This window comes from Sporosarcina saromensis (genome assembly GCF_033253735.1).
In the GTDB taxonomy this organism is placed as follows: domain Bacteria; phylum Bacillota; class Bacilli; order Bacillales_A; family Planococcaceae; genus Sporosarcina; species Sporosarcina saromensis.
Genome location: NZ_JAUBDI010000017.1, coordinates 45,963 through 58,157, shown reverse-complemented (window position 1 = coordinate 58,157; position 12,195 = coordinate 45,963). Strand labels below are relative to the sequence as shown.

12 protein-coding genes are annotated in these 12,195 nt (G+C 41.4%); 5 read left to right on the top strand and 7 right to left on the bottom strand.

What is annotated here, in order from left to right:
• Positions 1-629: 629 nt before the first annotated feature.
• The 5 genes from QT711_RS14980 to QT711_RS14960 all read right to left on the bottom strand — a co-directional run bounded on the left by QT711_RS14980 (position 630) and on the right by QT711_RS14960 (position 5,825).
• Positions 630-1,856 carry a M20 metallopeptidase family protein gene (locus tag QT711_RS14980; protein ID WP_317945577.1) on the bottom strand — a complete coding sequence of 409 codons (1,227 nt, stop codon included), beginning with the start codon at positions 1,854-1,856 and terminating at the stop codon, positions 630-632.
• 126 nt (positions 1,857-1,982) lie between these two features.
• Positions 1,983-3,395 (bottom strand): YfcC family protein, encoded by a 1,413-nt coding sequence (locus tag QT711_RS14975; RefSeq protein WP_317945575.1) that lies wholly within the window; start codon positions 3,393-3,395, stop codon positions 1,983-1,985.
• Positions 3,396-3,435: 40 nt separating this feature from the next.
• The gene (locus QT711_RS14970; RefSeq protein WP_317945573.1) at positions 3,436-4,554 is read right to left on the bottom strand and encodes a M20 metallopeptidase family protein; all 1,119 of its coding nucleotides are present in this window, start codon (positions 4,552-4,554) and stop codon (positions 3,436-3,438) included.
• A gap of 144 nt (positions 4,555-4,698) precedes the next feature.
• Positions 4,699-5,346: a GntR family transcriptional regulator gene (locus tag QT711_RS14965; RefSeq protein ID WP_317945571.1), complete on the bottom strand. Its 648-nt coding sequence runs from the start codon at positions 5,344-5,346 to the stop codon at positions 4,699-4,701.
• Between the two features lie 107 nt (positions 5,347-5,453).
• Positions 5,454-5,825, bottom strand: a complete 372-nt coding sequence (locus QT711_RS14960; protein WP_317945569.1) for a VOC family protein — start codon at positions 5,823-5,825, stop codon at positions 5,454-5,456.
• 165 nt (positions 5,826-5,990) lie between these two features.
• Here QT711_RS14960 and QT711_RS14955 point away from each other — a divergent pair, with 165 nt between their 5' ends.
• Both QT711_RS14955 and QT711_RS14950 read left to right on the top strand, forming a co-directional pair.
• The gene (locus tag QT711_RS14955; protein ID WP_317945568.1) at positions 5,991-6,815 is read left to right on the top strand and encodes a hypothetical protein; all 825 of its coding nucleotides are present in this window, start codon (positions 5,991-5,993) and stop codon (positions 6,813-6,815) included.
• A 70-nt stretch (positions 6,816-6,885) separates the two neighbouring features.
• On the top strand, positions 6,886-7,281 hold the full coding sequence (locus tag QT711_RS14950; protein WP_317945567.1) for a VOC family protein: 396 nt from the start codon (positions 6,886-6,888) through the stop codon (positions 7,279-7,281).
• 69 nt (positions 7,282-7,350) lie between these two features.
• Here QT711_RS14950 and QT711_RS14945 read toward each other — a convergent pair whose 3' ends face one another.
• On the bottom strand, positions 7,351-8,025 hold the full coding sequence (locus QT711_RS14945) for an ABC transporter ATP-binding protein (protein ID WP_317945566.1): 675 nt from the start codon (positions 8,023-8,025) through the stop codon (positions 7,351-7,353).
• Position 8,026: 1 nt separating this feature from the next.
• Positions 8,027-9,058 (bottom strand): ABC transporter permease, encoded by a 1,032-nt coding sequence (locus QT711_RS14940; RefSeq protein ID WP_317945564.1) that lies wholly within the window; start codon positions 9,056-9,058, stop codon positions 8,027-8,029.
• A 329-nt stretch (positions 9,059-9,387) separates the two neighbouring features.
• On the opposite strand from QT711_RS14940, the gene QT711_RS14935 reads away from it, so the two are divergent.
• Genes QT711_RS14935 through QT711_RS14925 form a run of 3 tightly spaced genes read left to right on the top strand, consistent with a single transcriptional unit; the run spans position 9,388 to position 12,182 of the window.
• Positions 9,388-10,416 carry a sialic acid TRAP transporter substrate-binding protein SiaP gene (locus QT711_RS14935; protein ID WP_317945563.1) on the top strand — a complete coding sequence of 343 codons (1,029 nt, stop codon included), beginning with the start codon at positions 9,388-9,390 and terminating at the stop codon, positions 10,414-10,416.
• A gap of 17 nt (positions 10,417-10,433) precedes the next feature.
• Positions 10,434-10,901 carry a TRAP transporter small permease gene (locus QT711_RS14930; RefSeq protein WP_317945561.1) on the top strand — a complete coding sequence of 156 codons (468 nt, stop codon included), beginning with the start codon at positions 10,434-10,436 and terminating at the stop codon, positions 10,899-10,901.
• Positions 10,902-12,182: a TRAP transporter large permease gene (locus QT711_RS14925; protein WP_317945559.1), complete on the top strand. Its 1,281-nt coding sequence runs from the start codon at positions 10,902-10,904 to the stop codon at positions 12,180-12,182.
• Positions 12,183-12,195 lie beyond the last annotated feature (13 nt).

Sequence of the window (12,195 nt, the reverse complement as noted above, 5' to 3'; positions counted from 1 at the left end):
CAACGTAACCTCGTCGCATCACAACGTAACCCGTTCGTATCACAACATAACGCGCTCGCAACACAACGCTCGCTGCGCATCGCAACGTAACCTCGTCGCATCACAACGTAACCCGTTCGTATCGCAACATAACGCGCTCGCAACACAACGCTCGCTGCGTATCACAACGTAACCTCGTCGCATCGCAACGTAACCCGGTTGTATCGCAACATAACGCGCTCGCAACACAACGCTCGCTGCGCAACACAACGTAACCTCGTCGCATCACAACATAACCCGTTCGTATCGCAACATAACGCGCTCGCATCACAACGCTCGCTGCGCATCGCAACGTAACCTCGTCGCATCACAACGTAACCCGTTCGTATCGCAACATAACGCGCTCGCATCACAACGTAACCTCGTCGCATCACAACATAACCCGGTCGTATCGCAACATAACGCGCTCGCATCACAACGCTCGCTGCGCATCACTTCACTTCACTTCACAATATATATAACCCCAACACATCAAAAAACAAAAAAACTGCATAAAACCAAGGTAACAAACCTTGATTCCAAGCAGTTTCAAAACGGCACAGTACAAAATAGTAAACAAATTTATCTAATCAACGTCACCTATGCTGTCATTATGCCTTGTGCTGTCCTTTCAACCATTCAATTGCAACACTTGCATGTAAAGCAGCCCCGTATTTAAAGATGCTTTCGTCTTGCTTCATGCGTGGATTGTGGACAGGCGCATCGCCTTCTTTTCCAGTGCCTAAAACGACAAATGCAGAAGGGACAAGCTGAGAAATATACGAAAAATCTTCTGATCCGCTCATTGGCCCGTTGTCTATCAGATTGTCTAGACCCACCACATCTTGTAAAGCCGCGCTAATCTCATCAATGAACCCAGGATCGTTGTACGTTGTCGGAGTGTGGAATTCTGTTGTGCTATACTCACCACGCCAAGCTTTCACCGTGTGGTCTATCATTTCAGGAATGCGACTACACAGATGATCACGTGTTGTTTGATCATAACTCCGCATATTTCCACTCAATACAGCTTTATCGGGAATGACATTCGTCACTGTCCCACCGTTCATTGAACCGATTGAAAACGTCACATTATGATTGGGAGGAACTTCACGTGTGAATAAAAGATTTAAACTCGTGTACAGCTGATTCATGATCATATTGGCGTCAATTGTCTTATGGGGTTGCGAACTATGACCGCCAGAACCTTTAATATCCACAATGTACGTGTCCATCGCTTGTGTCAGTGTACCTTTTGTCACGGATAATGTGCCCGCTTCCTGGTCAGGCATAATGTGTATCCCGAACGCAGCATCCACTTTTGGGTTTTCAAGAGCGCCAACGTCAATCATTAGTTTTGAACCGTATCCCCATTCTTCACCGGGTTGGAAAAATAATTTTACAGTTCCTTGTAATTCATTTTCACGATTCTTCAAAATTTGAGCAGCGCCTAACAACATGGCGACATGCGAATCATGTCCGCATGCATGCATGAGACCAGGTTTTGTCGACTTAAACGTCGTTTCTACTTCTTCTTCAATCGGTAATGCATCCATATCGGCACGAAGTAGAATGCAAGGAGTGCCTTGACCGATTGTTGCGATTACACCTGTACAATTTGCTTGTTCCGCAAATCCAGCACGGGCATATTTTTCACGCACTTCAGGAGGAACGACACCGCACGTTTTGTGTGCAATCCCCATTTCATCAAGACGTTGTTGAATGAACTTTTGCGTATTTGGAAGGTCGAAACCTAACTCGGGATGTTGATGCAAATAACGGCGGTCATTAATAATCTGCTCTTCATAGCGCTTTGCTTCTTCAAGAATAGTAGTCATCTATCGTTCTCTCCTTTATTCGTAAAATAATTGAGGATCTAGTAGAAATAGTGAGAGGCGTCGTGCTCACGTTCTAGCACGTCCGCCTTTCTCAAATTACGGCATTACAATGAATAATCGCACCGATTAGTGTGGTCCTAATCCAAGATAATTTGCAATGACAATTAATAAAAATGCAGCGAAATGTAGTAACAGGAATAACTTCATTGAAAACTTAACCCATGCTGAATAACTTACATTGGACATTCCTAGAGCAGCCATTAATCCACCAGATGTCGGCCATAAGTAGTTTGTAAAACCGTCCCCAAACTGATAAACGACAACCATTACTTGTTGATTGATACCTAAAATCTTTCCTAATGGCCCCATAATCGGCATAAGAATGACGGCTTTTCCGCTTCCTGAGACGACAAAGAAATTAAAGAAGATGACGACTAGGAAAAGTACAAGTAACGTAATAACAGAGCCTGTATTGCTCAATAATCCTGATAATGCATGGACAGCTGTATCAATGATTTGTGCTTGTGTCATTAATATCATGACCGAACGTGCAAAACCAATTGCAAGTGCAGTAGGGAGAAGTCTAGCAGCGCCTGTCCCGAAAGTCGTCGCAGCTTCACTCGGATTAATACGCAAAATGATGACTAAGAATACGGCGTAAATTGCATAGACAGCAGATAATTGAGGCATGCCCCAATCAAGTTGGATTGCACCGAAGGCACTACCGACTAAGACGCCTACTAGTCCTAACAATGCAATTTTGCGAGGGAGGGTAAAAGCTTCCTCTTCATACTCGGCAGATTTTGCATTTTCTAATTGCTCGCTATATTCTTCTGCAACAATACTCTTTGTTGGATCGGCTTTTGTTTTATTCGCATAACGAAGAATGTACACAACCGATATGGCGATAAAAATGACCAATGCGATTATTCTGAAAATTAAACCCGAGTAAATCGGCAAACCAACGATAGATTGGCTGACGCCCGTCGTGTAAAAGTTAACGGCTCCAGCAGTGAAACCGATCGCTAAACCGACTGTTGACGTAGCAAAGGCGGTAATTCGGTCATAGCCCATTCCCATGACAACCGCCATAGCGAGGGGGATGAAAGGAATTCCACCTTCACCAAATCCAATCGTACCCATAATTGCAAACACTGTTAGTAAGACAAAAATAATTAGTTTCTCTTTACCTTCAGCTACTCGCAATAGTTTATGAATACCCGCTGCAATTGCATCCGACTTCTCTAGAATGTAAAGTGCACCACTTGCAAACAACAGCATGACGATAATATCAGCGGATTGGACGACACCGTTATGGAGCGCCGTAAAGAAGTCCATAAATCCAATAGGATCTGATTTCTCGACGTAATTAAACACGTCCGTGTTCAATTTTACTGCTCCTGTCACAGGATCTTCTACACGCTCATATTGTCCGCTCGGTACAATCCAAGATAAAGCGACAACAAGAAGCATAACGATTAGAAACATAATATACACGTGTGGATAGTTAAATCCTTTACGTTTTTTCTCTTGCTTCATTCAAAATTCCCCCTAAACCCTTTTCGTATTGGTTGATCCATTACATTTCTGCTAATCCTTTAAAAAGTTCAACACCTGATTCAATTAGTTCATCACGGAAATCATACTCGCTCGTATGGACATTCGGGTACTCTTCTCCGTTTCCGATGAAGCAATAGGCACCTTTTGTTAATTTCGTAAAGTGGCCAAAGTCTTCCGATCCGCGGAAAGCTTCTTGTAGTTCCACAACATCCATCCCTTTGTTAGTCGCCACGGTGCGAATTTTGTCTGCACTTTCTTTATGGTTAACTGTTTCTGGGAATTCATCGTTATAGTCGAACCGTACAGTAAGACCAAATTCTTCTGCTTGTGTTTTTGCAAAGTTTTCCAAGTTTTCTTGTAGTTGGTCTAATCCCTTCTCGTAAAGCGCACGAATCGTCATGCGAAGTGCACCTTTAGAAGCGGAGAGTCCAAAAGCAGGTTCACCAACGTCAATTTGAACAACCGTACAGAGCACAAGGCCTTCATTGTTTGCCGGTGAAATGAACGAAGGGATTTCTCGAACAATATTGGCAATAGCAAGAGAAGGATTTACTCCATGTTCAGGTTGGCTGGCATGTGCTGGAGAACCTTCCATATGGATTGTCATTCCTTTAGATGCACACAATGCTGTGCCGTCAATAATGGCAACTGATTTGTAAGGAAGCCCACTCATATTATGATAAGCAAAAATTTCATCGATGCTATGTTCATGAATGAAATCTACACACTGGATTGCGCCATCTCCTGTTTCTTCAGCAGGTTGGAAGAGGCAAAAGATATTTTTGTCTGCTCCGTTTTGGTCGACTTCAAGTGCAAACGCTGCCAAAGTTGCAGAGTGTCCATCATGTCCACATTTATGAGCTTTTCCCGGGAATTTAGAAGCCCAAGGGAGATCAATTACTTCGTCCATTGGAAGCGCATCAAAATCCGCGCGAAATGCGATATTCGGCTTGTTTTCACCTGCACGGTAAATCGTGTAAAACCAATTTCCTCTGTCGACAATCTCAAGGTTTGATGTATGCGTTTTCAAAAAGTCTATTAAATACTGTTTGGTCCATACTTCTTCGTTAGAAAGTTCAGGGTGCTGATGCAAGTCGTGACGTAAACGTTGTGCTAATTCATAATTTTGACAATTCAAGATAGAGAACCTCCATACAATCCAAATCATTTTGTATCGCATAATAATACTTGCTTTTAAATATATTGTATATTGTACATTATATTTGATTGATTTCAATAAAAAAATTCTGTTCAGAACAGAATTTTTTGGTGATTGCCTATTTTATAAAGGTAAAAGTGCCGCTTTTTCAGGATTCCAATGTACTTCTTTCATAAACACTTCCAACTCGGATGTCTTGCCCGTTCGAAACAATTCTAACATGTGGCGGTGTTCATTGTTCGTTTCAGTTAGTTTAATTGCAGTCCACTCATGGTCTTCCATCCACTCAAAGTTTTTCAAGAATTTCTTTTCTAATTTCAGTAATAGATTCACGAGACTCTGATTGGGACAGAGGGATAAATACACATGATGAAAGGCCTCCTGCATTTTGTGATACATTGCAAAGTTGCCTGTGTTAATTGCTAAATCAATGCTTTCAATATAAAACTCCATCTCTTTCAGGTGCTTCTCCTTCAGCAATGGGGTTGAAAGGGAAGCAGCTAATCCATCTAATGCACCAATAATAAAATACGTTTCCATTGCTTCTTCTTTCGAAAGACTTTTAATGAAAAAACCTTTTCTCGGAACATTCTCTAGCAAACCTTCCGAGGCAAGTTGTATGAGTGCTTCTCTCACAGGTGTCCTACTGACATTCAGAGCCTCACTCACGACGTTCTCATTAATTTTCTTGTTAGACTGCAGCGTACCACTGTTTATTTGCTCCACAATGTAATTGTATACATGATCCGTCAACGAAAGATAAGTCGTCATACAAATACTCCCATCTCTTTTTCTCCATTATATATAATATATTTTAATACTACAACGGTGCCAGTCCCCGACACAATTCTGAATTGTTTTGGGGACTGGCACCCGTTTTATCGATGTTGGTCGACGAGTATGGGGTTTCCGTCTGGGTCTTCAATCATGAAGTGTGCAGGGCCGGAAGTGGATTCGTCGGCTTCTGCGATGAAGGTAATGCCTTTAGATTTAAGATCATTTTGTAATGCTCTTATGTCTGTAAACGTATCAAGATTTTCTGCATTTTCATTCCAACCTGGATTGAAGGTGAGCATATTCTTTTCAAACATTCCTTGAAACAAACCAATGATGCAACTGCCGTTCTTTAAGATAATCCAACCACCTGTAGCGTTTCCGCCCATAGCTTGAAATCCTAATTTTTCGTAAAAAGTGATTGATTTGTTGAGGTCTTTTACAGTTAAACTATTTGAAAAGGCACCAAGTTCCATGGATGTCACTCCTTTTTATTTGATAATTAAATCATTTCTTTTTTTAGTATACAAAAGTCTTTACTCGCAATCCAGATATACTAATTTGTTTTATCAAAGCATAGAAGGATTTTGAAGAACGGTTGGAGAATTGTAATGTAGACGGGAAGAAGGGGGATATGGAAGATGCTCGCGGATGAATATGGTGCTCTAAAAATTCCTGAGGATGTAGCAAAACTCGTGCGTTTGGAACAAGAATTGCGAAAGAAGAATATGACATTAGATTTAATTGGTTTGATCCCAATCGAGACGCAATATGCGTATGCAATTACACCGATTGACGTTATTCCATTTGCCAATACAGGTGGGGATGGTATACATTTTGGCTTTCTAACTGACTTTGGAAGGATTTCCAATTTAGCAGAAGCACCAATCGTATGCGTCACGCCTACTGATGATCCACCCATTCGCTTAATGGCGCGTTCACTGGATGAATTTTTACAAATGGCGACTTCTGTTCCGCATGTAGAACTACTTGAACGTTTTTGGCCAGGTACAGATGAAGAAAGAATCACCAACGAGATAGAAGAGTTTCTTACTGATGAATTTGATCGAGTACGGGAACCGATAAGAAGTCGGTTAAGAGAGACGTTTCAAAAGGAAGTTGTCGACGTTGCGTCATGCATTAGACAAGCAATGGACGAGCGGCAACAAGCAATTGCATTGCCAACGTTAGATGGGTTAGGCGTTGTTGCTTATCAGGATGAAGTAGCAGAAAAGCGCTACACGTTCAATCCGAATCGGAGTCAAGATGAGCAAGAACTTGCAAACATGCGGGCTTTTCTTGAAGGGGCCAATGTGACAGAAAAACTAGCTTTCGTCCGTGATGCTTCTTATTGGTATATCCTCGCACCAGATTATGACGATAAAATCTTACAACTCATCCGCGAAATACTGCACACACTGCAACTGGAAGATGAACGCAAAAGACTCGAGTTCAGAAATAATTGAGTGCCAGTCCCCGGCACAATTCAGAATTGTGTTGGGGACTGGCACCTAAAAAACAAGGGAGGCGTAGAAAATGGGTAGAGTCATTCATTTTGAAATCCATGTTTCGGACATGGAGCGTGCAAAAGCTTTTTATGGAGAAGTCTTTGGGTGGGAATTTCAAGACTGGAGCGATTACGCAGGAATGCCGTATTTCGGTGTCGTCACAGGCGACGATAGTGAACCAGGCATAAATGGCGCATTGATGCTTCGATTAAGCGGGGAGCCAGATTTGAGTAATGGATTCCATGCTTACGCCTGTACAATCGGAATCGATCATTATGATGAGACAGAAGAAAAAATTCTCCAAAATGGCGGGAAAGTGGCGAAACCGAAAGGGGCATTGCCTGGTATGGCGTGGCAAGGCTATTATGTAGACACGGAAGGCAATATTTTCGGTATCCATCAACCTGACGAAAACGCAAAATAAGCAAACAGAAAAAAGGTGCCAGTCCCCCCGAACAATTCCGAATTGTTTTGGGGACTGGCACCAAATTTATTATTCGATTTTGCCGTCTCGCATTGTAATAATACGGTTTGCGTATGGGAGCATTTCGTCGTCGTGTGTGACCATGAGTGTTGTTAAGCCGAGTGATGTAGTGAGTTGCTTGATTAGCTCCATCACTTCTTTTTTACGCTTCGTATCTAAGCTTGCAGTCGGTTCATCGGCAAATAAGATTTTCGGTTTGTGGATGATGGCACGTGCGATGGCAACGCGTTGTTTTTCTCCACCGGATAATGAAGGGGGATAGGCATCTTTTCGATGCTCCATGCCAACGAGTTTAAGAATGTTAACAATCTCTTCCTTTTGTTGTTTTCTCTCCATCTTCGTTTCAGACACGTCGAGCATCAGTTCCAATTGTTCTTCGACAGTCAAGAAAGGCACGAGGTGTGATGCTTGAAAGACGAAACCGAATTCGCTGGACCGTATTTTACGGATGTCCTCTTGGCTCATCGTTGTCAAATCTTTGCCGTCAAACAAAATTTGGCCACCTGACGCTTTTTGCAAGCCAGCTGCAATTGTCAAAATCGTGGACTTACCAGAACCAGAAGGACCGACAAGTGCTGTAATTTCACCTTCCTGCAATGCTAAACTGACCCCTTTTAATACTTTCTCTTCAATTTCACCGTTTGGAAAGGATTTCGTAACGTCTTCAATTTTGAATGCTGACATTTTACATCTCTCCTTGTTGAATCGCTTGAAGCGGTTCGATCTTTTTAATTTGCAAACCTGAAATTGTCGCGCCTATGAACCCGACAACTAAAAATACAGCTGACAAGATGAGTATAGTGTCCACAGTCAACGCAAAAGGCATCCCTTCCGGTGCTAACAAGTTGAATCCTTGACTAAAGAGAATGGAAAGTAGCAATGCAACGGCTGTAATCGCAAGCATTTGATACCAGATCATCTGAAACAGTGAGATGGTTTTCATGCCGATTGCTTTTAGTATCCCGTATAAGCCAATCTTTTGGACATTCATCATATAGAAGAAAATTGCAAAGAGCATTCCGCTAATGATGACAAGAAACCAAATAATCATGTTCAATGACATTTGCTCTGCGTTATAGCTTGGAATCGTGTTCAAGAACCCTTTATTCGTAAATGAATCAAGGCCACCTATTACTGGTGCATCTTGACCGGGAATAAACAATGTCTGCATCTCCATGACACGATACATTTCTTGATAGTTTGTCATATGAATATAAGCGACAGGGGCATGACTATATTTCTTTTGATCGACAAACCCAGCAACAGTAAATGAGCCGCTAAATTGATTATTCGTCAATACATCTCCAACTTGAATACCTTCTTTTTCAAGTGAGCGATCGAGGACAATTTCTCCGTCTTTCACGCCCTCAAACAAATCCGAATCAGTCGATGTAACGAAAGCGACACTATGTTGTTTATCTTCCGCATCGTTGACAAACCCCATTTGAATGGAAAATGCAGTCGCCTCTGGATGTTCTTTAAGTACGCTTGCCTGCACGTCTTCGTCAATTTTAGATAAATTATACGTACCATCGGCAGCTTCATCTAAGTAAAAGTGGCCGCTCGGTAGGTCTTTAATGAGCGCTGCGTTGTCTTGCGATAGCCCGTTCGCAAGTCCTGAGATGATGAATGTTAAAAAACTAACTAAGAAAATTATTGAGCCAAGAATAAGGAATTTTGATTTACTTTTTTTCATTTCCTTCCAAGCTAACTTCATGAACATCGCCTCCGTAATCTTTTGTTGTCTTTATAGTAATCCTCCAACATGAACGGAGAATGAACAGCAGGTTACAGATCAAAAAGGTGCCAGTCCCCAAAACAATTCGGAATTGTTTTGGGGACTGGCACCGTTCTTTTTGAAAGTTAAACGTCATAAATTAAAATAACATTGACAGTAAACTATCAATTTAGTAGAATCAGATTAATGAAATTTGAAAACGTTTTCAATGAAGGGGGATGACGAGGCGAGCTACTTGTTTCATTCGTAAGACTAGACTTGTTGTTTCACGTAACAAACAATACATGTAAAGGTGAGGGGAAGAGAATATGAAAAAGGGACTTGCAAAATTTGGGGCATCACTCGTACTGCTGTTTGGACTCGCTGCTTGTTCGGATGAAGGGGATTCGGGTAGCACAAGTAAAGGGGATGCCAAGGAATCTTATGAATTGAAGTTTGGAATGGTAGCAGGCAATCAGCAAAATGAGTACAAAGCTGCTGAAAAATTAGCAGAGTATGTTGACAAAGAAAGTGATGGACGTTTGACGATTAAGTTGTTCCCGAATTCTCAGTTAGGGGATGATCGAGCAATGCTGGAGCAAGTTCAAGCAGGTAGCCTGGATCTTACTTTTGCAGAAACAGGACGATTTGGAACATGGGTACCACGCGCGTCGTTAATGAATTTACCGTATATTGTTGATGATTTTGACCATGCACTTCAAGCGGTTTATGAAACAGAGTACGGAAAAGATTTGCATGAAGAACTCCTTACAGATTACAACTGGAAAATTATGAAGACTGCATATAATGGAACGCGTCAAACGACTTCTAACCGTGCAATTGAATCGTTGGAAGATATGAAAGGGCTAAAATTGCGCGTGCCTGAAGTGGATACATTGCTGGACTATGCAAAATACACGGGAGCCTCTCCAACGCCAATGGCTTTCACGGAAGTGTATTTAGCTTTACAAACGAATGCGGTAGATGCACAGGAAAATCCATTATCAACAATTAACGCCCAGAAGTTCTACGAAGTGCAGGAATATTTAGCGTTGACGAACCATGTAGTGAACGATGCAAACTATGTGATGAGCAATAAAAAGTGGGAAAGTCTACCGGAAGATTTACAAAGCATTTTAGAAAAAGGCATTGAAGAAGCAGCGGAATATCACACAAGCCTTTTCATGGATGAAGAAGAAACATTGGTCTCGAAGTTTGAAGATGCAGGCGTTACTGTAACGAAACCGGATTTAGAGCCATTCAAAAAAGCTGTTGCAGAAGCATACCCGAATTACTTAAAAGCCATCGGTGATGAGGGAGAACAGTACTTACAACAAATCCAGGATGCAAATAAATAAAAAATTAGGTGAAAAGAATGAAAAAGTTTATGCGTAACTTGGAAGAGATCGTTGGCGGAATTCTTTTCATCATCATGTTAGTCGTTTTGGCATTACAAATCTTCTCTCGTCAAGTAGTAGACAACCCACTAACTTGGTCAGAAGGACTTGCAAAATTTATCTTTGTGTATGTCGGTTACTTATCCGTTTCCATTGGTATTAAAGAAAATGGTCATGTGTTCATTGATTATTTTGTGAAGAAATTCCCAAGACGTATCCAAACGATTATTAACTATTTATTTCAAGCGACCATTGCGATTGTCATAATCGCAATGGGCTACATCGGATACGAAATGGCAATGCGTAAAGTACCTGTCCAAATCGTTTCGCTCGGTATATCCTATGCGTATATGTATATGGCATTACCGTTATTGTCCGTCCTGATGTTATATCGTTTACTTGAACGGAATATCCAAGAAATTAGAAACAAAAACGAGGTGAAGTAAGTGAGTGTATTATTCATATTCATTGGCTGGCTCCTCCTATTGTTTTTAGGAATGCCGGTAGGTTTCACACTAATCGTTGCTGCACTCGCTTATTTCGTCGTCACGGATTGGTCGTTAGTGTTCTTTTCTGGAGCTAGACTTATTGACAGTATTGATAGTTTTGCGTTATTAGCGGTTCCGTTTTTTATCCTAACAGGTACACTAATGAATTCTTCAGGCATTACACAACGCATTTTTGCTTTTGCAAAATCCCTCGTTGGTCATTTTACCGGTGGACTTGGGCATGTAAACATTTTAGCAAGTTTGATGTTTTCAGGAATGTCTGGTTCGGCGTTAGCGGACGCTGGAGGATTAGGTCAATTAGAAATCAAGTCGATGAGAGATGAGAAATACGATGATGACTATTCCGGTGGTTTGACAGCAGCTTCAGCCATTATCGGACCGATTATTCCACCGAGTATCCCGCTGATCATTTATGGGGTTATTTCCGATCAATCCATTACAAAGTTGTTTTTAGCAGGTGTTTTGCCTGGATTGCTCATGACGTTTTCGTTAATGGTTGTTGCGTATACGTTTGCAAAAAAGAGAGGCTATGCAAAAGCACCTAAAGCGACAGCGAAAGAAAGATGGTTTTATTTTAAACGGGCCATTTGGGCGTTGCTGACACCAGTTATTATTATTGGTGGTATTTTCTCAGGGCAATTCACACCGACTGAAGCAGCAGTTATTGCGACATTGTATGCAATGTTCTTAGGGTTTTTTGTGTATAAAGAACTGACATTAAAGAAGTTCTTCCTTAACGTAGTAGATTCCATGAAGCTAACAGGTGTTGCCGTATTAATGATTATAGGTGTGGAATTTTTTGGCCAAATGATTGTGCATGAACAAGTGGCAATAACGGTTGCGAATTTCTTCTTATCCATATCAGACAATCCGCTCATGCTTTTGTTGCTCATTAATCTGTTGCTAATCTTTTTAGGGATGTTCATCGAATCGTTAGCATTATTAATCTTGCTCGTCCCTATATTAATACCCGTCATACTGACAGCGGGTATTGATCCAATCCATTTTGGCATTATCGTCATCTTAAACTTAATGATCGGCATCCTAACCCCTCCGATGGGGATGGCTCTGTTTGTGGTTTCGAGAGTAGGAAACATACCCGTTTCGGTCATTACGCGTGGTGTAATTCCGTTTATCGTTCCATTACTAGTCTGTTTGGTACTCATTACACTTTTTCCGCAAATCGTTCTATTTCTACCAAACTTACTGAGTAAATAAAGGATACATGTAG